We start from the raw sequence: 25,409 nt of genomic DNA on the forward strand, positions 1-25,409 counted from the left end.
CGTGCCACCTGCAGGCAGGGAAGCCGGAAACGTCCAGTGCTGGACCTGCCTCCGGCGCGGCGCCCGTGTGGCACCCCGCCGGGAGGAGCACCCCGCCCCGGCATGCGTCCGGGGCGGGAAGGGCCTACTTCGCCGGAGCGGGCGTCGGGGCGATGGCGCGCTGCTTCTCCACCACCTCGTCGATGAGGCCGTACTGCCGCGCGTCCTCGGCGCTCATGAAGTAGTCGCGCTCGGTGTCCTTCTCGATGCGCTCGATGGTGTGCCCCGTGTGCTTCACGATGAGGCCGTTGATGTAGCTGCGCAGGCGGAGGATTTCCTTGGCCTGGATGTCGATGTCCGTGGCCTGGCCCTGCGCGCCGCCCAGCGGCTGGTGAATCATGATGCGGCTGTTGGGCAGGGCGTGGCGCTTGCCCTTCGCCCCCGCCAGCAGCAGCAGCGCGCCCATGGAGGCTGCCTGCCCGACGCAGATGGTGGACACCGGACACTTCACGTACTGCATGGTGTCGTAGATGGCGAGGCCCGCCGTCACCGAGCCACCCGGCGAGTTGATGTAGAGGTTGATGCCCTTGTCCGGGTCCTCCGACTCCAGGAAGAGGAGCTGGGCAACGATGATGTTGGCCACGTCGTCATTGACAGGCGTGCCCAGCATGATGATGCGGTCCTTGAGGAGCCGGCTGTACAGGTCGTACGCCCGCTCGCCGCGGTGCGTGGTCTCGATGACGAAGGGGACGTTCATGACGCCCCTACCCTAATCGCCCTTCCGCCGCCGCGCCCGTCCCTTCTTCCCGGAGCGTGCGCTGCCCCACGCTTCGACGCCGGGGCCCCCTGCTCCCCTGGGGGCCTACCCCTTGTGGCCCGTCATGTCCTCCGGGCGGACCCACTGGTCGAACTGCTCGGGCGTGACGAGCCCCAGCGCCACGGCCGCCTCCTTGAGCGTCGTGCCGTCCCTGTGGGCCGTCTTGGCGATTTTCGCCGCGTTGTCGTAGCCGATGTGGGGGTTGAGCGCCGTGACGAGCATCAGGCTGCGCTCCAGGTTCTCCTGGATGCGGGGCCGGTTGGGCTCGATGCCCACCGCGCAGTGCAGGCGGAAGCTGCGCATGCCGTCCGCCAGCAACCGGCAGCTCTGGAGCACGTTGTGGGCGATGAGCGGCTTGAAGACGTTGAGCTGGAAGTTGCCGGACGCCCCACCCACGGTGACGGCGACGTCGTTGCCCATCACCTGGGCGCACAGCATGGTGAGCGCCTCGCTCTGGGTGGGGTTCACCTTGCCCGGCATGATGGAGCTGCCCGGCTCGTTCTCCGGGATGGTGATTTCCGCCAGCCCCGAGCGCGGCCCCGAGGACAGCCAGCGCACGTCGTTGGCCACCTTGAAGAGCACCACCGCCAGCCCCTTCAGCGCCCCGTGCGCCTGCACCAGCGCGTCGTTGGCGGCCAGCGCCTCGAACTTGTTGGGCGCGGTGACGAAGGGGTGGCCGGTGAGCTGGGCCAGCTCCTGCGCCACCCGCTCGGCATAGCCCTTGGGGGCGTTGAGGCCGGTGCCCACCGCCGTGCCGCCCAGGGCCAGCTCCAGGAGGTGCGGCAGGGTGCGCTCCAGGTGGCCCTTCGCGTGGTCCAGCTGCGCCACGAAGCCGCTGACCTCCTGCCCCAGCGTCAGGGGCGTGGCGTCCTGCAAGTGGGTGCGGCCCACCTTCACCACGTCATGGAAGGCGCGGGCCTTCTGCGCGAGCACGTCGCGCAGCGCCTTCAGCTCCGGCAGCACGTGCTCGGTGATGGCGGCCACGGCGGCCACGCTCATCGCGGTGGGGAAGACATCGTTGGAGCTCTGCCCCTTGTTGACGTCGTCGTTGGGGTGGACCTTGCGGCCCTCGCCGCGCTCGCCGCCCAGCAGCTCCGAGGCGCGGTTGGCGAGCACCTCGTTCGTGTTCATGTTCGTCTGCGTCCCGCTGCCCGTCTGCCAGACGCTCAAGGGGAACTCCGCGTCGTGCTGGCCGGCCAGCACCTCGTCCGCGGCCTGGATGATGGCCTCGCCCTTCTCCTTCGCCAGCGAGCCGTTCTCCACGTTCACCCGCGCGGCGGCCTTCTTCACCAGCACCAGTGCGCGGATGAGGGCCAGCGGCATGCGCTCGGTGGAGATGGCGAAGTTCTGGAGGCTGCGCTGCGTCTGCGCGCCCCACAGCCGGTCGGCGGGGACGTCGATGGGACCGAAGGTGTCTTTCTCGGTACGGACGTTCTTCGTGCTCACGCGCGGGGCTCCTCGGAAAGAAGGGTGGGCCCCATCGAATAACAGGCCGGAGCCTTCAGGCAGGGCTCCGGCGTGATTTTCTCCGTTGGACGCTGAGCACTACACCCGGCGCTCGACGCGGGGCGTGCGCTCCGAATTGCCCAGACCGGACAGCCAGCTGTACGTGCGCCGCAAGGGCGCGGTGCCCGTCGCCGACGGCGGCGTGAAGGCCCACAGCAGCAGGTACACCATCAGCGCGGTGCCCCCGGACACCGCCAGCGCCACCACGAAGCCCACGCGAATCAGCGCCGCGTCCACGCCCAGCTCCCGCCCCAGCGCCGCGCACACCCCGGTCAGCAGCCGCCCATCCACGCCCCGGTGCATGGGCTCCGTGCGCGCGCCGCAGCGCGGGCACCTCCGGACCTCCAGGCTCACTTCCTCGGTGCAGGTGGCGCAGCGTCTCTTGGCGTCCATCACATCTCCCTTCTGGGGCCACTCCCACTTGGCGTCCGTGGCCCTCATTCCTACCTACGCGCCCTGGTGCACCCCATTGCATACGCCCCGGGGACGGTCTGTTGATTTACAGATTTAACACGCCGGCTGTTGACACAGTTACAGGCAAGCAGGCAAAGATTCACTCCGCACTTCCTTTTTGCCCTCGTAGGACTCATTTTCCGAGCCGTCACAGCAGATTTACAACGCACCTAGCCAAAGGAGCTCAGATGTCGGACCAAGCCCCCTCTGTGAATCCCCCGGCGTTCGGACCGGGAGTGGTGGTGAAGGGGACCTGGCACCCCGACTACGCCGAGGTCCTCACGCCCGAGGCCCTGGAATTCGTGGCGAAGCTGGCCCGCAACTTCGGCGAGCGCCGGCTGGCCCTCCTGGAGCGCCGCAAGACGGTGCAGGCGGCCTGGAGCAAGGGAGAGCGGCCCCACTTCCTGCCGGAGACGAAGGCCATCCGGGAGGGCGACTGGACGGTGGCTCCCCTGCCCGCCGACCTTCAGGACCGTCGCGTGGAGATCACCGGCCCGGTGGACCGGAAGATGGTCATCAACGCGCTGAACTCCGGGGCGAATGTCTTCATGGCGGACTTCGAGGACGCCAACAGCCCCACCTGGGACAACGTGGTGCGCGGGCAAATCAACCTGCGCGACGCCGTGCGCGGCACCATCTCCTTCACGGCGGAGAACGGGAAGCACTACGCCCTCAACCCGAAGCGCGCCGTGCTCTTCGTGCGCCCCCGCGGCTGGCACCTGCCGGAGCGGCACATCGAAATCGACGGCAAGCCCATCTCCGGCTCGCTGTTCGACTTCGGGCTCTTCTTCTTCCACAACGCCCGGGAGCAGCTGGCGCGCGGCACCGGCCCCTACTTCTACCTGCCGAAGATGCAGAGCCACCTGGAGGCCCGGCTGTGGAACGACGTGTTCCACCTGGCCCAGGCGGAGCTGGGCATCCCGCGCGGCACCATCAAGGCCACCGTCCTCATCGAGACGCTGCCCGCCGCGTTCGAGATGGACGAAATCCTCTACGAGCTGCGCGAGCACTCCGCCGGCCTCAACTGCGGACGCTGGGACTACATCTTCAGCTTCATCAAGACGCTCCAGTCGGACACCCGCGTGGTGCTGCCCGACCGGGGCCAGGTGACGATGGACAAGGCGTTCCTCAACGCCTACTCGCAGCTGCTCATCCAGACCTGCCACCGCCGCAACGTGCACGCCATGGGCGGCATGGCGGCCTTCATCCCCATCAAGGGGGACGCGGCGGCCAACGACGCCGTCATGGACAAGGTCCGCGCGGACAAGCTGCGCGAGGTGAAGAACGGCCACGACGGGACGTGGGTGGCACACCCCGGCCTCGTTGCCATCGCCCGCGACATCTTCGACTCGCACATGAAGGGCCCCAACCAGCTCTCCAACAAGCGCGAGGACGTGAAGATTGGCGAGGCGGAGCTGCTCAAGGTGCCGTCCGGCACGCGCACCGAGGAAGGCCTGCGCCACAACATCCGTGTGGGCATCCAGTACACCGCCGCGTGGCTGGGCGGCCTGGGCTGCGTGCCGCTCTACAACCTGATGGAGGACGCGGCCACCGCCGAAATCTCACGCGCCCAGGTGTGGCAGTGGATCCACCACGGCGCCACCCTGGAGGACGGCCGCAAGGTGACGCCCGCCCTCTTCCGCGACGCGCTGGGCGAGGAGATGGGCCGCCTCGAGAAGGAAGGCGCCAAGGAGCGCTACGGCGCCGCCCACCTGGAGCGCGCGCGCGTGCTCTTCGAGCAGCTCTCCACCGCCAGCACCTTCGAGGACTTCCTCACCCTGCCGGCCTACGACGCCCTGGAAGCCCAACGCTGAACCCTTCGCACTTTCGCAGCAGCAACCCACCACTTTTACCGTAGCGAGGAGCCCACGATGTACGACGCCACTCCGACGACCGCCGATGCCTCCCCTCACGCCAAGCTCCACGCGCGGCGTTTCGAGGGCATCCAGCGCAACTACGCCCCGAAGGACGTGGAGAAGCTCCGCGGCTCCATCACCGTCAGCCACACGCTGGCGGAACTGGGCGCGAAGAAGCTCTGGGAGCTGCTCCACACCGAGGACTACATCAACGCGCTCGGCTCGCTCACCGGCAACCAGGCGGTGCAGATGGTGCGCGCGGGCCTGAAGGCCATCTACCTGTCCGGCTGGCAGGTGGCGGCGGACGCGAACTCCGCGGGGCAGATGTACCCGGACCAGAGCCTCTACCCGGTGGACAGCGTCCCCACCGTGGTCCGCAAGATCAACAACGCCCTGCGCCGCGCAGACCAGATTGACCACGCGGAGGGCCGCAAGGACCGCTACTGGTTCGCGCCCATCATCGCCGACGCCGAGGCCGGCTTCGGTGGCCCGCTCAACGCCTTCGAGCTGATGAAGGGAATGATTGAAGCGGGCGCCGCGGGCGTGCACTTCGAGGACCAGCTGGCCAGCGAGAAGAAGTGCGGCCACATGGGCGGCAAGGTGCTGGTGCCCACCAGCCACTTCATCCGCACCCTCAACGCGGCCCGGCTCGCGGCGGACGTCATGGGCGTGCCCACGCTGCTGGTGGCCCGCACGGACGCGGACAGCGCCAAGCTGCTGATGAGCGACGCGGACGAGTACGACCACGCCTTCATCGACAAGAAGTCTGGCCGCACCCCGGAAGGCTTCTACCGCCTCAACGGCGGCCTGGACTGCGCCATCGCCCGCGGCCTGGCGTACGCGCCGTACGCGGACCTGGTGTGGTGCGAGACGAGCACCCCGGACCTGGCCCAGGCGAAGAAGTTCGCCGAGTCCATCCGCGCCAAGTACCCGAACAAGCTTTTGGCCTACAACTGCTCGCCGTCCTTCAACTGGAAGAAGAACCTGGACGACGCCACCATCGCGAAGTTCCAGCGCGAGCTGGGCGCCATGGGCTACAAGTTCCAGTTCGTCACCCTGGCCGGCTTCCACGCGCTCAACTTCGGGATGTACGAGCTGGCGCGGAAGTACAAGGACCGTGGCATGGCGGCCTACAGCGAGCTGCAGCAGGCCGAGTTCGCGGCGGAGAAGGACGGCTACACCGCCACCCGCCACCAGCGCGAGGTGGGCACCGGCTACTTCGACCAGGTGGCCGAGGCCATCTGCGGCGGCAACGCCAGCACGCTCGCCCTGACGGAGTCCACCGAGGCCCACCAGTTCTAGGCAACGGCGCCTCCTGAAGTCCCAAGAAGGCCGCGGCTGACGGGGAGCATGCCCGTAAGTCCGCGGCCTTCGGGCGTTTTCGGCCTTCCGCGCAACTTCGCCGGCGGCCGGGCGATAATGGGGTTTCGAGAGGTCCGACACGTGCGTGGTGCGCGTCCCGGGCCGAGACGGAGGCGCCATGACCCGCATCAACTCCTTCACCGGTCCGATGATTCAGCCCGCCACCACGCAGGCGCAGAGCCGCGCCGCGAGCACGAGCTTTGGCGCGCTGGTGAACCCGATGGCCCCTGCCAACCGGCCTGGGGATCCGCTGATGGTGTCTGGGGGCGCGGTGGTCGCCTCGGCGCTCGCCTCGGTGGGCAGCTCGCCGAACAACGGCCTCCTGAACTCCTACCTGTCCGCCGTGGGCCGCGGGCCCATCTCCGAGGACGGCTCGCGGGGCCCGGTGTCCCAGGCCCCGGCCGGCTCGGAGCAGGCGCAGCAGGAGCAGGTCCTGATGGAGCTGGCGGAGATGTCCGCCGCGACGCTGTCGAACTCCATCCTGCACATGGGCAACAAGATGAAGGTGGACCTCGACCGGGAGTAAGGGTCACCCCTTCTTCTTGTCGCTCTCCGCGTTGTAGGCGTCGCGCTGGCCTCGTTGCAGCTCGGGGCCCTTGCGCCACGGTAATTCGACGTCGGTGCGCTGGCCTCCGTTGTGCTCGGCGACGTCGTTGAGGAACTCGGCGCGCCCCTCGGCGGGGACGCGCTCGCCGTCTTCCTCGGGGTCCTTCTGCTTCTTCGGATCCAGCGGGATGCCCGCGCTGCGCTTGAGGTAGTCCTTGGGGTCCATGTCTCCAAAGTGGAGACGCCCACCGTCCGCGAGCAGGGGGCGGACAGGCGGGCGGGCCCGCGCTGGCTCAGTTGAGGTACTTGGGCCGGGGCGGCTCGGCGGGCTGCTGCTTCATCATCTCCAGCCCCTGCCGGGTGAGGACGAAGCGGACGACGCCGGAGCCCCGCTCGGTCTCGATTTCCGCCTCGAAGGCCGGCCCGGCGATGCCGCCGAAGGACACGTCCTTGCGCAGGTTCACCACCCGGCCGCTCACCATGTCCCCGGCCACTTCCTTGGCGCCCTCACCGCGCTGATGGAGCTCGTAGGCCACCTGGTGCAGCGTCATCGCAAGCGAGGGCGACAGCGGCTGATTGCTGAAGAGGACGGAGATGAGGAGCCAGTAGGGAGGTGCCTGGTCGGTGGACATCGCGCCCCCATCCTAAGCGCCTGGCGGAGCGGAGGCCCGTGGAAGTGACGGGCCCCCTTGCGAGCGCCTAGCGGGTGGGCAGCTCACGGAAGGTGATGCCCTCCAGCCCCAAGCGCTGCACCGCCTCCTTGAAACGCTCGGTGCCCACCATCACGGTTGCGAAGTTGCCCACGCGGAAGACGTCGCGGTCCGTGGGCAACGAGGCCGCGTCGAGGATGGGCTCGTCTGGCAGCGTGAGTTTGAACCGGCCACAGGTGTCACACGGTGGAGGCAGCTCCGGCGGATAGCAGTCCGGGTGCAGTTGTCCGCGAGGCTCGAGCTGAAGCTCCAAGAGTTCCGGAGGGTCCTTCTGCCGAAAGCGCAGTTCCGTCTTGCAGCCCACGAGGCCACGCACACCTTCCACCTGGAGCCGTTCCAGCGCTTCCCGGCGAACCACCAACAGCATGCTCCCTTGCGTTTCGAAGTCGGCGAATCGTCCCGAGGCAGTTCCAACCAGCGGGCCGAACAATGTCCCTGGAGGCAGCAGCGCGCCTGGCGGAGCCAAGGGGCGGACCAACTCACGCAGCCTCGCGAACTCCTCGAATGGCTCGGGCCGGGCCTTCAGGAATTCGCTCTGCGCAGGCAGGTTCGACAAATCCACAGCGGGGTACTGATGGCCCGAGGAGGCCCAGGTCACCCCACAGCCAGGACACCCCGCCAGCCCAGGCAGTCCCCACTTGTGCGCGGCGTTGAAGCTCCCGTTGATTCGGGGCCACATCGCGCTGTCCTGGGAGAGTTCAAACACACGAAGGGTCATGTTCCGGGCCTGGAATAGTACGGCCGAATCGGCCCACCAAGCAGCTCGAAGCGGTAGATCAACTCTCCGGCGTGTTTGAAAATCTCTTCAGGACTCGCCCCACTGCTCCGCCGCATGTACGCGCGCCAGGCTTCGTTCCACGCACCACCGGCTCCCGCACCACCGTGAATGCGTCGATGGAGCTCTCGCGGTATCGGCATCGTGTAGTCGTGAATCTTGACGCCCCGCTGCGTGAACCATTGGGCAAGCTCTGGTGCCTGGGGAAAGATGTGGTGCTTCTCCCAGCGTCCGGGCGGCAGCCGATGTGACGGCGGGATGACTCGCCCAGGCGCACCACCCCAACTGGGGAACACCATGACAGCGCCCCGAGGCAACTGCTGGCCGAGGCCCCAGTTTCGCCGGGGACCTCGGCCAGGCGCCGCGGCAGCCACGGGTGGACGGGCGGGCGGAAAGCGCGCCAGCTCCACATCCCCCGGCAGGTCCGCGCAACGGTAGAAGCCACACGCGTCGCCCAGACACAGCAAGGACACACACTGGTCCTCGTGCGGAGTCCAGCACTCCAGTTCCGCGTCATCCCAGGCCTGCTGCATGGGCGGCTTGACCGAGGTGGAACACCCCAGCCAAAGCACAGCGAGCACCGGGAGCATTCTGAGCAGACAGGTTCGCATTCCGCGAATCCTAGACTTCAGGTCTGTCTTGCCCGTTCCGCGCTGCCCTTACCCCGCACGCGGGCGGCGGCGTGAGGCAATGCCCTCGGCGAGCGCGACCTGCTGCTTCCAGTGCCCGTACAAGCGCCCCTGCGAGGCCAGCCGGTCCAGCTTGCGCTGTGTCGCCTCATCCACCGACCCGGGCGGCGCATCACGAAAGGGCGTCCCCGGCAACGGCATGAATGTATGCCCATGCACGCGCGCGCCCAGGCCCGCCAACTTCTCCATCAGCGCTACCGTGGCATCCACGTCCGCGGGCTCCTCGCCCGGCAGCCCGAGGATGAAGTCCACGTTGGGCACAAAGCCACACTCCACCGCGATGCGGGTGGCGCGCACCACCGTCTCCACGTCGTGCCCCCGGCGGGTGCTCTGGAGGATGCGCTCGGAGCCGGACTGGCCGCCGATGATGAGGTTGTCGTTGTGGACGTAGCGCTTGAGCAGCGCCAGCGCCTCGGGCGTGACGTGCTCGGGGCGGACCTCCGACGGAAAGGTGCCGTAGTAGACGCGCCCATCGGGCGCCATGGCCTCCTTCACGGCGGCGAGCAGCGCCTCCACCGCGTCCAGGTTCACCGACTCGTCTGCGGTTCCGTAGGACATGGAGGTGGGCGTGATGAAGCGGATGTCGCGCCGGCCCGAGCGCCGCAGCTCCCGCGCCCAGTGCGCCACGTTGGCCACGGAGCGGTGGCGGAAGCGCGCCTTGCTCATGAACGGCGTCTGGCAGAAGCGACACGCGTAGATGCAGCCGCGCGTAATCTCGATGGCGCCGTACTGCCCGTTGCGCGCCGCGAAGGGCGGGAAGTCGTCCAGTTGCACGCCCTCCCCTCGACCGTGCTGCACCAGCTTCCCGTCCTTCAGATACGCGACGCCGTGCGTCTCACGCGGCTCCTCGCCGCGCAGCACCCGGCCGAGCAAGGCGCGCAGGGAGTACTCACCCTCGCCCACCGCCACCAGGTCGAAGCCCGCCTGAAGCGTCTGGAGCGTCTCCGCCGTGGCGTGCACGCCGCCGGCGATGCACAGCACATCCCGTCCCTCCAGCCGCTCACGCACCCATGCCAGCTCCTCCGCTGCCGGGGCGAAGCTGGCCGAGTAGAAAGACCACGCCGCCACCACCGTGTCTCCGGCGTCCACGCGCTCGCGAATCGTGTCCAGCAGCGTCTCGCGGCTGCGCGGAAAGTGCAGCGTCACGTCCGCCAGCGCCGGGTCCGACTCCACGGCGCCCGCCAGCACGGTGAAGGCGTACTTACCCGGGTACTGGTAGCTCAGGACGAGCGAAACACGGCGAGATGGCTGCATGCTGGAAGCGCTTTATGCCACAGGGCCGGCGGCGCAGGCACACGGGCAGGCAGCCGGGCCCGCCGCGTGCGCCCTTGGCCCGTCAGGGAGAAGGCACCAGCGAGAGGGCCAACGTGTTGAACGCAGGGAACTCCATGACGTCTGGAGGAACCCGCCCGTCCGGCACAGCCATGCGCACCACCACCAGGTCCTGCGCTGGCACCACCAGCAGGAGCTGCCCGAAGGAGCCTCGCGCGGAGTACCCCCGGGGCGAGCCCTCCACGTGCGTGCGCAGCGGGATGCGGGCGCTCTTCTCCATGAACGCCATGACGCCCTTCATCCCGCCCAGCCGCTCGGAGAGCACCTGCATGAAGTCCCCGGAGGGAATCGGCTTGTCCACCACGTCCCGCAGGCGGGACAGCGACGCCTCCGGCATGCCGTTGCGACGCGCCTCGTTCACCATGTCCTGCCCCAGCACGCGGAACGCCTTGTCGTAGACGAGCCACCACAACAAGCCCGCCGTGGGGGTGTGGGCCTGAGATGGCGCGGCGGTGGATTCCTGAATCCAGGCCTCGCTCAGGATGCGCTGCCCCTGCCAGACGCCCCGCTGGAGCATCAACTGGCCCACCTTGGCGAAGTCCACGGGGTGCAGGCGCAGGCCGGACATGCCCAGCGGATTGCCGGACGGGTCCTTCTGCCAGAACACGTCACGGATGCCGAGCGGCTCGAAGAGGCGCCGCATGAGATAGGCGTCCAGCTTCTCGCCCGAGGCGCGCTCCACCACGCCCGCCAGCAGGTTGGTGGCCTTGTTGTTGTAGAAGAACCGGCTGCCCGGCACGTCCACCACGTGGCTGTCCAGCGCGTAGCGGACGAAGTCCCGCGACTCGTAGATGTCCATCGCGCTGGCGTTCGCGGCCAGCCCCGAGGTGTGGCTGAGCAGATGCCGCAAGGTCACCTTCCCCTTGAGGCCGTCCTTCCACTCCGGGAAGAAGGTGGAGACAGGCGCGTCGACGGAGGGAATGCGGCCCTCGTCGATGAGCAATCCGATGGCCAGCGCCACCACGCCCTTGGTGGCGGACATGGACTCGATGCGCTGCGTCTCGCCGCCGAAGTACCACTCCCCCACCAGCTTGCCGTGGCGGAGCACCACCAGGGCCGACGAGCCCGAATCTTCGGCCGCCTTCACGAAGGCCGCGAGCGCTGGCTCCGACAGCCCCGCCTCGGCGGGCGTCGCCTTCTCCAGCCCCGCCCCGACGTTGCCCTCGGCGCGCGCCTTCAGCGCGTTCTCTCGCGCCCGCGCTACCAGCGCGTCGTAACCCGGCATCCGCCGCAAAGGCTCCAGGGACTTGTCGTGCAGCAGGTCGCCCGGCGAGCCCATCCCCCGCTCGACGGCGCGCTCCAGCCACTGGAAGGCCGCGGCGTCGTCGCCCGCGCCCAGCGAGGCGTAGGCGGCGAACCATGCCACTTCGTCCGTCTGGCGCCCCCCCTCCCACAACCGCTGCATCTCCGAGAGTGCGGAGTCGAAGTGCCCCGCCTCCATCGCCCTGCCCGCCCGTTGCAGGGCCTCGCGGAACTGGGACTCGGGGTCTGCTGGCGCCGGCTGCACGGCAGGGACTGGAGTCGAAGCGGGCGTGGCCACGGGTTGCGTGTGGGCACAGGCCAGCAAGGTACAGAGCGGGAGGTAGAGACTGTGTCGCATGGGCGTTCCCCGGGGACGGGCCTGTTCGAACTACGCACCGGAAGCGCCGATATTGCATGGCCCGCACGACAGGGCGAAGCGGCATCAATCCCCTGCGAGGGCACTGACGCCGGGCCGGAGAGGAACAAGGCATGCGGCCGCCAGTCGAGCGCCCGCGCCATCAGACGGCGCGGGGCCACCGCTGGCCGCCCGGGTTCCATCAAGGCCCGGACGGCAGCGGTGGCTTTCTGCGCGGCGTCGTGCAAGTCCAGCGACATCAGCAGCTACTGGCTTGCGCGGGCAGCGCGTGTGCTGAAGGGATTATCAGCTCGACTAGCCGATCTTGAGGAAGGGGTCGAAGTAGAAGTACTGGACGTTCGCCCCGTCCCTCGTCAGCGCGAACACCACTCCGTACTCGAGCAAACCGCTCACGAGCTTGCTGGCATTGAACGTGACGTACGGAACGTAGGTGGGCGTCCAGCCCGCCCGGAGGTCCTGGTCAATGAGCGGCATGTTGGGCCAGGCCCAGGAGGGAGGCGTCTGGGTCCACTTCGGGGTTTCCTCGGTGTTGTAACCAATGAAATCCGGAATGGGGCCCAGATCCAAATCGAAGTTGGGGATGTCGATGGGCCGCTGCCTGGCGTCATTCATGATGGCGTCCGTGAGCGGAACATCGTTGAACCTCCGCACGATGATGCCATTGGGCGCGATCCCCCCGGTCGAGCCGTAATTCGCCTCTTGGATGTAGATGCGGACGTTCTCCCCACTCGGGACGGGCACCGCGTAGTCGGGGTCATCCTGGTGGGGATGGGTCTTGTCGTTCAGGAGGAACGTCGGATGTTTGATCGCGACCGCGGCACCGATGGAGGCCCCTCCCTTGGGAAGCGTGTTGGAATCAATCAGGAAGCTGATCTTCAGCATGTCGCACCAATCCCTTCGTGTGGTTGATGTATGTCGTTGCTGAACCCTCACATCGGGTTCACGGCAAGGAGTTCATCCCGCCTGACACTCACCAAAGCAACGCACATGCCATCGATTGCCCTGCCCCAGCTTCCTCTGAAGCTCGCATCGAGCCTGGAATTGCACCCTGCGACTGACGCGTCAGCGCCAACCGCCGGAACGCCAACCCTTTCCATGCAATTCATTGCCCTCAAACGCTTGAGTCCACCCCAATCCCAGACGCAATCCACCTCCATTCCAGCCGCAGCACATGGAATCGTGTGGATACCTGGACCCGCCGCATCAGGTCGCCACCTCCCACAGCGAGGCCAGGGAGCGCCACGACGCGGCCCGTGACGGGCGAGTCCGCACCCGACAGGCCCCTTTCAGACCTGTCAGGTCATTGGCCTTGCTGCTCACGAGCAGAGGACCGACACGGAGCGCTGCTGACACGTCAGACGCACTCTGAGTCCGTCAGGAATCAGGCTGGAGTTCACGCCTGGAGTAGCGCTCCACCGGCCGCCTCGGCTTCGATACGGCGGGGCATGAGACGTATCACGTCGGGTTCATGGCTCGAACGAGAGCGGCGCACCGCTTCGGAGCCGGACGGACCTTCCCGGGCGAGCCGACCTCACCCGTGGGTGCGAGCGCTCCGGACACATGGAGCGCGCCGCGTCCCTCACTTTTCCCCACGATGGCGCGCGAGCCCGAGGGCCCGCGCGCCCCGGAAGGCTCAGCCCTTGCGGCGGCGGTAGCCGGCCAGGCCCATCAGCCCCAACAGCGCGAAGGCCGCCGCGGAGCCACCGGTGCTGCTGCACCCCGACTGTGCCGCGGCGCCCTCATCCGAGGAGATGCCTCCGGCCGGGGGCACGTTCGGCCCAGGCTCCGTGCCCGCGTCCCAGGCTGGCGTCCCCGCGTCCGCCTCCGGCTGCGGCCCTGGCTCCTCCGCCCCACCCGCGTCCACTGGGTCCGGGTCCACGCTGCCCGCGTCCTCGGGCGAGCCGGCGTCCATGGGCGAGCCCGCATCCATCGGCGTCCCCGCGTCCTCGGGCGAGCCCGCGTCCATGGGCGTCCCCGCGTCAATCGGCGTCCCCGCGTCCACGGGTGGCGGCTCCGGCTTCTGCTCGAGCACGTCCGACAGCGCCGTCGCCTGGATGAAACCATCATGGTAGACGACGCCCACCGGCTTCACGGTGTCACTCCGGTAGAGGCCGAGCTTCAGGTAGTTGCGCTGCCCCGAGTACATCGTCATCGCGCCGCGCTTGGGCAGCACGAGCTCCTTGTTGTGCCACAGCTCGACGAAGCCCACCTTCGGGTCGGACGACCACTTCGCGTGCAGGATGAACTCGTGCCACACGCCTCGGGTGAGCTTCGTGCGCCACGGAATCTCGCTGGTGCCGGGGAGCGACAGCCGGATTTCCTCCCCCTTCACGTAGAACTCCACCGGCGGCGAACCACAGCATCCGTCGTGGTGCCACTGGGTGAAGAGCTGCCAGGTGTCCGCGCTGGGGAAGTCGTTCGCGAACATCACCTTCCAGCGGTAGTAGTACTCCGAGCCCACCGGTTCGTTGCTGAGGTAGACCAGCTCGTTGCGATTCCCGCTGGCGTTGATGGGGTCGTCGCCCTGATGCACCGTCGCCTTCAGCGCGTATTTGCCCTCGGCCACGGGTGACGTCACCACCTGCAGCCGGTCCGCGTTCACCATCTGCGCGCGGGAGTACTGCGAGCGGTCCCCCGTCTCGAAGTCCCCCCGCCACACGACGCCTGCCATGGCGAGCCCGGGGACGCACCACATCACAAGCCATCCGGGGATAAAGGCTCTCAAAACACATCCTCGCAAAGGTTTGGAATGCAACAACCGGCACACGGTACCGCAAACCATTCACTGCTTCATTCCCCCGCGAAATCCTTCCCGCTGGGCCGGCAAGTGGGCAGGCGGGCATGCAAGGCCTTGAATGTTTCACGCCATGTTTCACGTCGAGCGCAGGGCGGCTGACACACTCCGGGCGTCCTGGCAAGCCGACAGCAACACGTCGCGTCATCAACACGCCGGTCAACCTTCAAGCTGACTGGCGGCAGGTGTGGGGTATAGTCCGCACTTTCCGGCGCTCCGTTCCGGGGGCGCCCCGAGTGTCCCCATGCTTGTCCTGCGTGACGTACAGAAGACCGACCTGCCCGGGCTCAAAAGGCTCGCGGCCGTGCTGAACACGGTGAACCTGCCGAACAACGAGGAAACGCTGTCGGCCATCGTGGACACGTCGGTGAAGAGCTTCGCGGGCAAGGTGAAGAACCCCTTCGAGCGCGAGTACCTCTTCGTGCTCGAAGACGTGCGCAACAGCCTCATCATCGGCACGTCGATGATCATCGCGCAGCACGGCACCTATGAGGCTCCGCACATCTATTACGAGGTGAGCGAGCGCGAGCACTACTCCGCGTCCCTCTCCCGTCACCTTCGCCACAAGGTCCTCTCCATCGCCTACAACTACGAGGGCCCCACCGAGGTGGGCGGCCTCGTCGTGGACCCGCCCTACCGCGCCACGCCGGACAAGCCCGGCAAGCAGTTGTCCTACGGGCGCTTCCTCTTCATCGCCATGCACCGGCGGCTCTTCCGCCCTCGCGTGCTGGCGGAGCTGCTGCCGCCGCTGCTGCCGGACGGCCGCAGCCTCTTGTGGGAGGCCTGCGGCAAGAAGTTCACCGGCCTCACCTACCAGGAGGCGGACCGCCTCAGCCGGCAGAACAAGGAGTTCATCAAGGAGCTCTTCCCCGCCTCGGACATCTACGCGTCGCTCTTCCCCGCGCGCGTGCAGAAGGTCCTGGGCGAGGTGGGCCCGCAGACGCGCGGCGTGCAGCGCATGCTGGAGCGCATCGGCTTCAGGTACATGGAGCGCATCGACCCGTTCGACGGCGGTCCCCACTTCGAGGCCAACACCGCCGACATCTCCCTCGTGCGCAAGTTCCGCACGCTCAAGGTGGCGGAGGAGGACTTCGACCTGGAGGGGGATGACGTCCTCGTCGCGGCGGAGAGTGACTCCGGCCGCAACCGCTTCCGCGCCGTGCGCTGCCAGGCCCGCTTGGAGAACACCCAGGCCTTCCTGCCCGCACGAGCCAAGGAGGTCCTGGACATCCAGGCCGGCGCGAAGGTGTCCATCATCCCCTTCGAGTAACGCACTGCCTCACGGCCGGCGCACCACCCGGTGCGCCCCGCGCAGCAGCGACAGCCAGCGCGCCCCCGCCTCCAGCGCGGGGCCCTGCGCCTCCGCCAGGGCGATGGGCAGGTGCGTCTGCGGTGACACCTCGTCCAGGGACGTCGGGTCCAAATCCAGCGTCCCGCCCTTTGCCAGCGCCACGCGCACCCAGGCGTGGGGGCGCGCCGGCCCGCCGTCCACCACCAGCAGCCCGTGCACCAGCGCCACCTTCACGCCCCGAGCACGGGCCCCCGCCGCGAAGCGCAGCGCGTGCGCCAGGCACCCGCCCGCCTCGCCCTCGCCGTCCTCGCTCCAGTCCGCGCCACCGGGCGTCTTCTCCGGGAAGGCCGCGTGGACCTCGGCCGCCAGCGCCCGCGCCGCCGCCGCCCTCCACGGCGTCAGCCCCGCGAGCCGCGCTGGAACGTCGAGCGGCGGCTCCAGCGACAGCGCGCCTCGGGCCCCCTCCACGGGCAGCCCATCCGCGAAGAGCTCGGGAGGCGCGCGCAGCCGCTCCCCAGGCGCGGCCACGGTGAAGCGCGAGTCGCCCACCTCCAGCGCCTCCATCCGGCCGTCCGCCCCATAGCGGGCCTGGAAGGCCGTCCCCAACAACGTTCCCTCCACGCGCCGGTCCTCCACCCGGGTGACGCAGTGCGGGCCCTCGCGGCCCGTCAGCTCCTCCCGCCCCACGACACACCCCACGGCGGGCACGCCCTTCCAGAGCCACAGCGCCTGCGGCACCGCCGGCGAGCCACGCACCCGCCCCTGGGCATCCACCTCCAGGGACTGCTCCCGGCGGCGCGCTCCCGCCTTTCCGGCACGGGTGTGCAGGTGCTGGCTGACGTAGGTAAAACGGCCCGGCGCCAGCTTCAGCGTCACCGTGCCGACCGGCACGCCGCGCCAGGCGAAGACGTAACGCGTGGAATCCGCCTGGGGCGCGGATGGCGCGCCTGCGCTACCAGGGTTCTCTGGCTTTACCGGGAGCGTCAGCAGCAGCAGGGCAAGCAGGGTGGCCACGGCCCCAGTGTGCGGCGTTTTGAGGACCGGCGCGAGAAGGCGGAGTAGCGTTCCACTCCTTCATGGGCGCCAAACGGTACCTGTTCACGTTCGGCCTGGCGGCAGGGCTGGTCTCCGCGCTCCTCCTGGGGGGGATGCTGCGAGCCGTGTCCGGGGCGCCGCTTCCGAATGCCACCTGGGCGGTGGTGCTGCTCGCCACGCCCGCGCTCTATCTCGCGGGGGGATACCTCGCGTGGTTCCGCTGGGCGGCGCAGCGGCGGCGGGTGCGCCGGCAGGTGATGGCGCGGCTGGCGGAGGGCGACCTCACCACCACGGTGGGGCCTCGCTATGAAGGCCACGAGGACGTGCGCCGCCTCATCCTGTCCCTGCGGCGCGCCCTGGCGCAGGTGCAGCGGGTGACGGCCAACCTGCACCGCACCAGCACGGACGTGAGCGGGCAGGCCCGGATGCTGCTGGAGGCCGCGCGGCGGCAGGGCGGCGCGGTGGAGCGCACGCTGGAGTCCGTCAGCGGCATGGGCGGCAGCCTCCAGGTGGCGGGCAAGCGGGTACACCAACTGGAGGTCTTCGCCGTCGACACCACCGGCGCGCTGCTGGAGATGACGGAGCGGCTGGAGCAGGTGGTGGACTCGCTGGCCCAGGTCAACACCTTCGCCCACAACACCACGTCGCTGATGCAGGCCATGGCCGAGCGGATGGCCAACATCGCCGCGTCCGGTGACGAGCTGGGCCGCTTCGCCAGCGAGGCCGAGGACTTCGTCGCCGCCGTGGAAGGCGGCATCGATTCCGTGCGCCGCCGCGCCAATGAGACGAACCAGCTGGCCATCGCCGTGACGGCCACCGCCGAGCGCGGCGAGGTGCTGGTGGGCGACAGCGTCAAGGGCATGTACCGGGTGGAGGAGACGGTCCGGAAGGCCGCCGAGCTGATGGAGATGCTGGGCACGCGCTCGACGGAAATCGGCCGCATCGTCGACGTCATCCAGGAGATTGCGGACCAGACCAACCTGCTGGCCCTCAATGCCGCCATCATCGCGGCCCAGGCGGGCGTGCAGGGGCGGCCCTTCGGCGTGGTGGCCAACGAGATTCGCAACCTGGCCGAGCGCACCACGCGCTCCACCCGCGAAATCGGCGCCATGGTGGCGGGCGTGCGCGACGCCGTACAGACGGCGGTGGCGCTGGTGCAGGAAGGCCGCGAGCGGGCCACCGCCGGTGTGGCCCTGGGCGACCGTGCCGCCGAGGCCCTGGTGGAGATTCGCACCATCACCCAGCGCACCTTCACCGCCGTTGAAGCCACGGTGGCGGAGACGCAACGGCTGGAGGCGCAGGGTGCCACAGTCGTTGAAGCCAGCCGCCGCGTGGCCCTGCGAGTGGAGAACGTCACGCGCATGGCCATCGAACAGTCCGGCCACGCGCGCGAGCTGCTGCGCCAGACGCAGGAGATGGCCCGCGTGGGCCAGGGCGCCTCGCAGAAGGCGGAGGCCCAGGCGCGCACCGGGCGCGACCTCTCCGAGTCGGTGGTGCGGCTGAGCGCCGCCCTGGAGGAGCTGCGCTCCGCCAACGTGGTGCTCACCAAGGCCGACGCCTCCATCCGCGAGGAAGTCGCCCAGGTGCGCGAGGACGCACGCCGGGTCATCCGCATCGGCGACGGGCTGACGCGAACGGTGGACCAACTGGGCCACGAAGCCGAGGGCCTGGAAGCGGAGGTGTACCACTTCAAGCTCCCCACGCCCCACTCCGGCGGGACGCTGCGCGTGGGCATGCACCAGGCCGCGTCGCTGCGGAACCGCCAGGCGGTGGACCCGCTCTTCAGCGTGGAGAACCAGGTCTCCGAGCTCACCTCGTGCGTGTTCTCCACGCTGGTGCGCAGAGAGGACGGCGGGCTGGAGCCCGACCTGGCCGAGCGCTGGGACGCAGACCCTTCCGCGCGCCGCTACCGCTTCTATCTGCGCCGGGGCGTCACCTTCCACGACGGCACGCTGCTGACGGCGAGCGACGTGAAGCGCCACCTGGAGCGGCTGCTGGACCCGGCGCTCCGCTCGCCCGACCGGAGCCTCTTGGAAGATGTGGAGGGCGCGCCGGAGTACGCCGCTGGCATGGCGCGCGACGTGTCCGGCCTGGAAGTGCTGGACGACCACACGCTGGAGATTCGCCTCCGCGAGCCCAAGGCGTTCTTCCTCCAGTTGATGGCGCTCACCGCCACCGCGGTGGCCCGGACGGACGCCAACGGAAGGCTGGTGGGCACCGGGCCGTTCCGGCTCCTCGCCCTGGAACCCGAGCACGTGGTGCTGGAGCGGAACCCCTCTTACTGGCGCCCGGGCGGACCGATGGTGGACCGGCTAGAGTTCCTGCTCGCCGGTTCTCGCAAGGAGGCGGTGGCGCTGCTGCGCCAGGGGGCGGTGGACCTGGTGTCGTTCCTCGACACGGAGCATGTGGAGCTGCCCGGCCTGGAGGCCTTCCAGCTTGCCGCGAGCACCACGCCCTCCACCGCCTTCGTGGTGCTCAACCACCGGGAGGCGCCCTTCGACGACGTGAGGGTCCGCCGCGCACTCCGCGCGGGCATGGACATCCCGGCCATGGTGAGCCAGTTCCACCCCGGCGCGCGCGTGGCTCGCTCGCTGACCCCACCCGAGCTGCTAGATGACGCGGACATGGGGCCCGCGCCCGTACCGGACGTGGCCCTCGCCGAGCGGCTGCTGCGAGAGGCAGGCCTGCGCAGGCTGCGGCTGACGCTCCACCGTCCCACCGGCAATGACCACTCCGCGGAGGACGCGGTGCTCTTCCGCCCGCTGCTCCAGGCCGGGCTTCTGGAGCTGCGCTACGTGGAGATGTCGCTCGAGGAATACACGGCCCAGGTGACCGAGGGCCGCCTCCCCGCCTTCCGCAACCGCTGGCTGGCCGACTACCCGGACCCGGACACCTTCCTGCACTTCCTCCTCCACTCCAACGCCCAGACGGTGTTCCCCATGGGCTACCGGAACCCGGAGCTGGACCGCCTCACCGCCGAGGCCCGCGTCTCCATCGACCCGGAGCTGCGCCGTCAGCTCTATCTGCGCGCGGAGCAGCTCTTCCAGGAGGACTGCCCCCTCATCCCGCTGTACCACGACCGCGCCCACGCGGCCGCGACCCCCGCGGTCCAAAGCCTGCGGCTGCACCAGACGCCGCCCCAGGTGCGCTTCGAAGACCTCTGGGTCGACCCGAACGCCGCCACCTGAGACAGCCCGAGGCACGGGTGGCGCGCGACGCCGGCATCACGGAGATTCGTTTCTCATCCGCGAAGGGCCACCATGGCGCTGCGGCCAGCCGCGGTCTTCCGTCGTGAACTCCCGCCCCAGGCCGTACGACTCCAGCCGCCACACGCCATCGCGGTTCAAGACGACATACAGGTGCTGCCCCAGGAACGCGGCACCCGCCACCCGCGGGCGACTGGGAAGCGGGCAGCTTCCGACTCGGGCACCTTGAGCAAAGAACTGTATCCAGGCCTGGTGGCCCTCCGGCAGTTCGGCGTCAGCGAGCACCGCCACCGCCCCCCCTTGAAGCAACGCGGCTTCGTACACCGTGCCCGGTGCCACCTCATCCGGAAGCGCATCCACCTCCCAGATTACGTGTCCGGACTCCGGGTCCACGGCGCGAAGCACGACACGCTCCTCCCGCGCCGTGCAGGGAACACCGTCCGTGCGCGCACACGCCCGTGCGAAGAGCTGGCCAGCCGTGGCCAGGAGCGCCGGCTCCGCGATGGGCACCCGCGCGCTGGCTCCACCGCCCCCTTCGGAGAGCATGACGGGCACGCCGCCATCCTCCGGCACAAAGGCTCGCGCTCCCACCAGCAGCCGCCCACCCGCGATGGCCAGTGACGCACCGCCATCCGGAACACCGCCATCCAGCAGCGCGCTCAACTTCAACGCCGTCCCCCCACCTCCATCTGCCACTCCTGGCGACACCTCCACCCGCGCCAGCCGCCCATCCACCGTGTAGAGATAGGCTGTCCCCAGCACGTCCAGCCCCAGCCGCGCCTCTCCTCGCCAGGCTTCGACCTGTGACGCGCCCAGCAACGTGCCAGCGTCCTCGCGACCCGACAGCCAGATGAGCCTCGCGGATTCAGGCGCGGTGCCTCCATCATCCACGCCGCCGGCATCCGGCACGGCCCGCCACGCGACGTACGCGAGGATGTCCTCCTCGTGCGTGAGTGCGATGTGGCTCGCGGCTGCGCCTCCCAGCGGCAGGCCCTCGCCCGCCCCTAGCGACGCCCACGAGGCCTGCCACAGGCGCGCACCGGAGCCGCGCGGCGCATAGGCCTCGAGCCCCTCTGGTGCATGGACCACCACGCCCGCATCCGACGCGGCCAGCAGCGTCCGCGCGCCCCCATCCGGGTACGAAGACGCGTACCGCAGCAGCCCAGAGCGCGTGTACGCGACCAACTGGCAGCCCGCGTCCCCGCCACACACGGAGGTGTAGAGAGCGTCCTCCGAGACGAGCAAGACCGTCCCACCGTCCGCCGCCACCGGCACGCCTTCCAGCTCCAGGCTGAGCTCCGGCGCGAGTTCGACGGGGTCCGGCCGCTGACACACGCCGCCCTGGCACGTCCCTTCTCCCTGGCAGGCGGTAGCGGGCGCGCAGACGAAGCCCTCGGGTGGCGTCACCTCCCGGCATGCGCCGCTGAAGCACAGACGCGCCTTCTGACAGTCCGCCGGGCCGCAAGGACTGAAGTCGTCGGCGTCCACCGCCGTGCAGCCCTCGTCCCGGTCGCACAACCCCACCTTGCAGGGGTTCTGCGGCGCGGGGCACGCCACCCGCGACGTCACACACCCCCGCGTGGGCGAACACGCATCCACCGTGCACGGGTTGTTGTCATCACATGTCCTCGGCTGGCCCACACAGACGCTCGCCTGGCAGCGGCCATCCACCTGACAGCGGCTCTCCGGCGTGCACGCAGCGCCTTCCTCCAGCGGCGTCTCCACGCACGTCCCGGCGGCCACGTCGAAGCGGGCGTCGAAGCAGGGGCGCTCCGGACACGGCGTGGGCCGGATGCCCAGGCCCGTGAGGCGAACGGACTCCGTCAGCCCCGCGGCTGACAGCAGCAGCATCCCCTCCGACGGCCCATGCCCCGCGGTGAAGACGACCTCCACTTCAGTCGCGCCGCCGCCAGAGACGCTCACCTCGGACGTCACCACGGCGAAGGGCGCCTCCACGGATGCCGTCACCGTCAGGCCCACACGGCCCGTGGCCAGCACCGTCACCGCGCGGCGCGCCTGCGTCCCCTCCAGCACACGCCCGAAGTCCACCACCGCATCCCGGGGCCGGAACCCCTGACGCGAGCCTCCCGTCCCGGAGTCCCCCGACTGGCACCCGCCCACGGCGAGCATGAGCGCCACCAACCATGGACTCCAGGAACGCGCCTGCGGATGCATGCCCGCGACTCAAGCGCGGGGCCGCGCGCCCCTGCAATGCAACGCGAAGGCGCCGTCCTGAGACGAACTCAAGGCCCCGGCGCGGGGGCACGGCGCCGGGCCAACATCCGGATGCCCACGCCAATGGCGCCAATGACGACCAGTCCCACCACCGCGTACTGGTACCGGGTGACGAGCGCCGTCAGCCGCTCCAGATTGCCGCCCACCGCCGCGCCCAGCCCCAGCACCAGCCCGGTATGCGCCATGGCGGACACCGCGCCCAGCGCCAGCGCGTTGAAGCGCGGCATGCGAGAGGCGCCCGCGGCGACGAAGATGAGGCCCCGGATGCCCGGCAGGAAACGATTCACCAGCAGCAGCCACGGCCCATTCACGCGCATGCGCGCTTGAACCTGTTCCAGCCGCGCATGGGTGATGCCGAAGAAGCTGCGCTCCGGGTGGGCGTCGAAGCGCTTCGCCAGCCAGTGCCCCACCGCGTAGTTGATGGCCGCGCCCGCCACGCTGCCCACCGTCACCACCAGGAAGACGAGCATCCACGGCTGCGAACCCCGCACCGCGTACACGCCCCCCAGCAGGGTGATGGTGTCTCCGGGAAAGGGCGGCACGACGTACTCCAGCATCGCCGCCAGCCCCAGCACGAGCAGGCCCAGGGGTCCCAGGGCCGAGATGAGCTGGTCGATGAATTCCACCATCCGAGCGTGCGACCTCCGGCGAGCCGTGCTCCGTCGGATTTAAGTCGGAAGCCGCCAACACGAAAGGTGCTTCCGTCCTGGCCCCGCCAGCGGTGAACATCCCCGGGGCCCACGCGGGGCCCGCGTCATGGCGTCGTGGACGGAGGCGCCTCGGCGGGCCGCGGCATGACCGTGCCGCCGTACTGCGTGGCCGCCAGCGTGCCACACGCCGCGCCAATCTCCTTGCCACCGGAGTACCGACGCGCCACCGGCGACTTGAGAATCTGGAGGTGGTCGCGGAACGCGCTCAGCTCCTCGGGCGTGGGCGGCAAGTACTTCCCGGTGGGGTCCGTCACGTCGATGAGGTCCACCTTGATGCGGATGCCCTCGAAGGCGGCCTTCAGCGCCTCCGCGTCCTCGCGGCCCATGTTGAAGCCGCTGATGGCGACATAGGCGATCATCGCCCGCTCGCGCCGCACCTCGCTGTACTCGCGGATGGCGGCGATGAGCTCCGGCAGCGGGTGCGTCTTCTCAATCGGCAGCACCTTCGCCCGCTTCTCCGCGATGGCGCTCGTCACGGAGAAGGCCAGCCGGTACGGATGCCCCTCCCGCACGTAGCGGCGGATCGCCGGCACATGGCCCGCCGTGGAGAAGGTAATCGCCTCGCCCGCGATGGAGAACCCCGCCGGGTGCCGCAGGATGTCCGCAGCCCGCAGCGTCTCCTTGTAGTTGAGCAGCGGCTCCCCCATCCCCATGAAGACGACGCCGCGCACCGGCCGGTCCGCTTCCTCCCGGACCTGGAGCACCTGGTCCAATATCTCCCAGGTCTGGAGGTTCCTTTTGAAGCCCAACTTCCCCGTCATGCAGAAGTCGCACGCCAGCGCACAGCCCACCTGGCTGGAGACGCAGATGACGTACTTCTCATCGAAGATGGGGATGCGGACCGCTTCGATACGTCCGCCCAGCGGCGAGTCGAAGAGGTACTTCACGAAGCCGTCGTCCGCGCGGCGGCGCTCGACGATTGCCAGCTTCGGCATCTCCGCGTGGGCACGCAGGTGGTCTCCCACGCGGCGCGGCACCTGACGGGCCGAAGCGACCTCCTCCACGGACTGCGCGCCGTGGGCGAAGACGGCCGCGAACACCTTGCGGACGGCGGCGGGCGACGGGGAGAGCGGCGCGAGCGCGGCCTCCAGCTCCTGCAACGACAATGACTTCAGGTTCACGAGGCGGACTTGATTTTGGAGCGAAGGAACTCGGTGAGCTTCTCGGAGACTTCCTTCGGCATCTTCGCCGCCAGCGCCTTCTTGCACAGCCCGGGTGTGGCCCGGTAGGTGCGCAGGAAGTCCACACAGGGACTGCATCCGCGCAGGTGCTCACGTAAGTGCTGTGTGTCCTCGGGAGACATCTCTCCGTCGAGGAATTGCAGCAGGAGGTTGATGGAATCTTTGCAGTTGTACATCCGAACCTCGGCTGGCTGCGGCGCGCCCTCGTTCCTCTCGATGATGCCGAGCGCTTCGTCGCGTTTCACAACTCGCGGCTATCCCGGTTGTAGAAAGCGTCGATGGCTTCACGGAGCGCGAGCCGTGCCCGGTGCAACCGGCTCTTGATGGCGGGGATGGAGTCCCCCGTCGCCTCTGCAATCTGTTCGTAACTGAGGCCCTCCACGTCTTTCAAGAGGAAGACCTCCCGGTACCCCTCGGGCAGGCGGTCCGAGGCTTGCTGGATGGCGGAGCCCAGCTCGGCGTCCAGGGCCTTCTCCTCGGCGTCCCGGCTCCAATCCGTCTGGGGATACTCCGCCAGGGAGCCCCGCTCGGTGAACTCCGGGCCCTGGAGCTCCTGCTCGGCTGCCTGGGCCACGCGGCGGTGGCGCAGGCGCATGAGCGCATGGTTGGCGGCGATGCGGTGCACCCAGGAACCGAAGGCCGCATCCCCCCGGAAATCCTTCAGGTGTTGGTAGGCGGACAGGAAGGTGTCCTGGGTGATTTCGGCCGCATCGGCCTCCGAACGGGTCATCCGGAGCGCCAGGCCATACACCTTGTCCCGGTGGGCATCCACCAGGGCCTCGAAGGCGGAAACATCCCCATCCTGTGCGCGAGCGAGGAGCTGACGGTCCTCGCCCATGACGGCCTCGTCGGACATGGCGGGGCGCACCCAACCAGCCAGAAAGCCCGCCGTCAAGCGGGCTTGCGGCGCCCCGGTGGCGGCCCCTTGCTGACATGTTGACTGTCCCGGACCCACAACCGGAAGGGTTCGGCGGCCCAGGTCCCGGCGTAATCCACGCCAATCCGAGGCCCCCGGGACACGGCTGACTCGGGAACAGGCGTCCCGGGTCGCAGGTGCAGCGTGGGCGTGCACAGGCCCCGCCGGTTGTGCGCCCGGGTGAGGCCCAGCGCCTTGCACAAGCGGCCCGGCCCGTCCGTGCGCGTCCCCAAGAGCAGGCCCTCCACCGGCTCCACCGCCCGCACCAGCACCGCCGCGCCCACCCCCGTGGCATCCGTCACCACGTTGAAACAGTGGTGCATGCCATAAATCAGATAGACGTACGCCACGCCGGCCGGTCCGAACATGACCTCGGTGCGAGGGGTGAGCCCCTTGGC

The 25,409-nt window shown here is 69.2% G+C and carries 23 protein-coding genes; 5 read left to right on the forward strand and 18 right to left on the reverse strand.

Features of this window, described 5'->3' with window-relative positions:
• Positions 1 to 124 precede the first annotated feature (124 nt).
• The 3 genes from clpP to FMP39_RS07755 all read right to left on the reverse strand — a co-directional run bounded on the left by clpP (position 125) and on the right by FMP39_RS07755 (position 2,695).
• The gene (clpP, locus tag FMP39_RS07745) at positions 125 to 736 is read right to left on the reverse strand and encodes an ATP-dependent Clp endopeptidase proteolytic subunit ClpP (protein WP_141589324.1); all 612 of its coding nucleotides are present in this window, start codon (positions 734 to 736) and stop codon (positions 125 to 127) included.
• Between the two features lie 105 nt (positions 737 to 841).
• Positions 842 to 2,242 carry a class II fumarate hydratase gene (gene fumC / locus FMP39_RS07750; protein WP_141589325.1) on the reverse strand — a complete coding sequence of 467 codons (1,401 nt, stop codon included), beginning with the start codon at positions 2,240 to 2,242 and terminating at the stop codon, positions 842 to 844.
• A gap of 99 nt (positions 2,243 to 2,341) precedes the next feature.
• Positions 2,342 to 2,695 (reverse strand): PspC domain-containing protein, encoded by a 354-nt coding sequence (locus FMP39_RS07755; protein ID WP_228557770.1) that lies wholly within the window; start codon positions 2,693 to 2,695, stop codon positions 2,342 to 2,344.
• Between the two features lie 248 nt (positions 2,696 to 2,943).
• On the opposite strand from FMP39_RS07755, the gene aceB reads away from it, so the two are divergent.
• From aceB to FMP39_RS07770, 3 genes are all read left to right on the forward strand, one after another.
• Positions 2,944 to 4,569 (forward strand): malate synthase A, encoded by a 1,626-nt coding sequence (gene aceB, locus FMP39_RS07760; protein WP_141589327.1) that lies wholly within the window; start codon positions 2,944 to 2,946, stop codon positions 4,567 to 4,569.
• A gap of 57 nt (positions 4,570 to 4,626) precedes the next feature.
• Positions 4,627 to 5,913: an isocitrate lyase gene (gene aceA, locus FMP39_RS07765; RefSeq protein ID WP_141589328.1), complete on the forward strand. Its 1,287-nt coding sequence runs from the start codon at positions 4,627 to 4,629 to the stop codon at positions 5,911 to 5,913.
• A 178-nt stretch (positions 5,914 to 6,091) separates the two neighbouring features.
• Positions 6,092 to 6,499, forward strand: coding sequence for a hypothetical protein (locus tag FMP39_RS07770; protein WP_194858284.1), 408 nt, complete (start codon positions 6,092 to 6,094; stop codon positions 6,497 to 6,499).
• A 3-nt stretch (positions 6,500 to 6,502) separates the two neighbouring features.
• Here FMP39_RS07770 and FMP39_RS07775 read toward each other — a convergent pair whose 3' ends face one another.
• The 8 genes from FMP39_RS07775 to FMP39_RS07810 all read right to left on the reverse strand — a co-directional run bounded on the left by FMP39_RS07775 (position 6,503) and on the right by FMP39_RS07810 (position 14,425).
• Positions 6,503 to 6,745: a hypothetical protein gene (locus tag FMP39_RS07775; protein ID WP_141589330.1), complete on the reverse strand. Its 243-nt coding sequence runs from the start codon at positions 6,743 to 6,745 to the stop codon at positions 6,503 to 6,505.
• A gap of 67 nt (positions 6,746 to 6,812) precedes the next feature.
• Positions 6,813 to 7,151: a hypothetical protein gene (locus FMP39_RS07780; RefSeq protein ID WP_011556377.1), complete on the reverse strand. Its 339-nt coding sequence runs from the start codon at positions 7,149 to 7,151 to the stop codon at positions 6,813 to 6,815.
• Between the two features lie 67 nt (positions 7,152 to 7,218).
• The gene (locus FMP39_RS07785; RefSeq protein ID WP_141589331.1) at positions 7,219 to 7,947 is read right to left on the reverse strand and encodes a double-CXXCG motif protein; all 729 of its coding nucleotides are present in this window, start codon (positions 7,945 to 7,947) and stop codon (positions 7,219 to 7,221) included.
• Positions 7,944 to 8,615, reverse strand: coding sequence for a TIGR02269 family lipoprotein (locus tag FMP39_RS07790; protein ID WP_141589332.1), 672 nt, complete (start codon positions 8,613 to 8,615; stop codon positions 7,944 to 7,946). The genes FMP39_RS07785 and FMP39_RS07790 overlap by 4 nt, the downstream gene beginning before the upstream one ends.
• Before the next feature lie 48 nt (positions 8,616 to 8,663).
• Complete coding sequence (locus FMP39_RS07795) at positions 8,664 to 9,947, reverse strand: TIGR04013 family B12-binding domain/radical SAM domain-containing protein (protein WP_090488457.1); 1,284 nt, start codon at positions 9,945 to 9,947, stop codon at positions 8,664 to 8,666.
• An 82-nt stretch (positions 9,948 to 10,029) separates the two neighbouring features.
• Positions 10,030 to 11,625: a serine hydrolase gene (locus tag FMP39_RS07800; RefSeq protein WP_141589333.1), complete on the reverse strand. Its 1,596-nt coding sequence runs from the start codon at positions 11,623 to 11,625 to the stop codon at positions 10,030 to 10,032.
• A 312-nt stretch (positions 11,626 to 11,937) separates the two neighbouring features.
• On the reverse strand, positions 11,938 to 12,525 hold the full coding sequence (locus FMP39_RS07805; protein ID WP_141589334.1) for a hypothetical protein: 588 nt from the start codon (positions 12,523 to 12,525) through the stop codon (positions 11,938 to 11,940).
• A gap of 751 nt (positions 12,526 to 13,276) precedes the next feature.
• Positions 13,277 to 14,425, reverse strand: a complete 1,149-nt coding sequence (locus tag FMP39_RS07810; protein WP_141589335.1) for a heparin lyase I family protein — start codon at positions 14,423 to 14,425, stop codon at positions 13,277 to 13,279.
• 256 nt (positions 14,426 to 14,681) lie between these two features.
• Between FMP39_RS07810 and FMP39_RS07815 the strand changes: the two genes are divergently transcribed.
• Positions 14,682 to 15,707 carry an arginine N-succinyltransferase gene (locus FMP39_RS07815; RefSeq protein WP_141589336.1) on the forward strand — a complete coding sequence of 342 codons (1,026 nt, stop codon included), beginning with the start codon at positions 14,682 to 14,684 and terminating at the stop codon, positions 15,705 to 15,707.
• Between the two features lie 9 nt (positions 15,708 to 15,716).
• Here FMP39_RS07815 and FMP39_RS07820 read toward each other — a convergent pair whose 3' ends face one another.
• A complete protein-coding gene (locus FMP39_RS07820) occupies positions 15,717 to 16,742 on the reverse strand; it encodes a lasso peptide biosynthesis protein (RefSeq protein ID WP_141589337.1) in 1,026 nt (341 codons plus the stop codon).
• 62 nt (positions 16,743 to 16,804) lie between these two features.
• Between FMP39_RS07820 and FMP39_RS07825 the strand changes: the two genes are divergently transcribed.
• A complete protein-coding gene (locus FMP39_RS07825; protein ID WP_141589338.1) occupies positions 16,805 to 19,951 on the forward strand; it encodes an ABC transporter substrate-binding protein in 3,147 nt (1,048 codons plus the stop codon).
• Between the two features lie 36 nt (positions 19,952 to 19,987).
• On the opposite strand, the gene FMP39_RS07830 is transcribed toward FMP39_RS07825, so the two are convergent.
• The 6 genes from FMP39_RS07830 to FMP39_RS07855 form a co-directional block, all read right to left on the reverse strand.
• Entirely contained in the window at positions 19,988 to 22,144 is a 2,157-nt protein-coding gene (locus FMP39_RS07830) for a hypothetical protein (protein ID WP_141589339.1), read from the reverse strand.
• Between the two features lie 68 nt (positions 22,145 to 22,212).
• Positions 22,213 to 22,833 (reverse strand): DedA family protein, encoded by a 621-nt coding sequence (locus FMP39_RS07835; protein WP_141589340.1) that lies wholly within the window; start codon positions 22,831 to 22,833, stop codon positions 22,213 to 22,215.
• A 125-nt stretch (positions 22,834 to 22,958) separates the two neighbouring features.
• Entirely contained in the window at positions 22,959 to 24,035 is a 1,077-nt protein-coding gene (locus tag FMP39_RS07840; RefSeq protein ID WP_090488439.1) for a radical SAM protein, read from the reverse strand.
• Positions 24,032 to 24,340 (reverse strand): anti-sigma factor, encoded by a 309-nt coding sequence (locus FMP39_RS07845; protein WP_225888203.1) that lies wholly within the window; start codon positions 24,338 to 24,340, stop codon positions 24,032 to 24,034. Before FMP39_RS07845 ends, FMP39_RS07840 begins: the two co-directional genes overlap by 4 nt.
• The gene (locus FMP39_RS07850) at positions 24,337 to 24,951 is read right to left on the reverse strand and encodes an RNA polymerase sigma factor (RefSeq protein ID WP_090488437.1); all 615 of its coding nucleotides are present in this window, start codon (positions 24,949 to 24,951) and stop codon (positions 24,337 to 24,339) included. The genes FMP39_RS07845 and FMP39_RS07850 overlap by 4 nt, the downstream gene beginning before the upstream one ends.
• Before the next feature lie 35 nt (positions 24,952 to 24,986).
• The coding region (locus tag FMP39_RS07855; RefSeq protein WP_141589341.1) for a DNA-3-methyladenine glycosylase at positions 24,987 to 25,409 on the reverse strand (423 nt) is incomplete at its 5' end.

It is taken from the genome of Myxococcus sp. AB056, assembly GCF_006547365.1.
In the GTDB taxonomy this organism is placed as follows: Bacteria; Myxococcota; Myxococcia; order Myxococcales; family Myxococcaceae; genus Myxococcus; species Myxococcus virescens.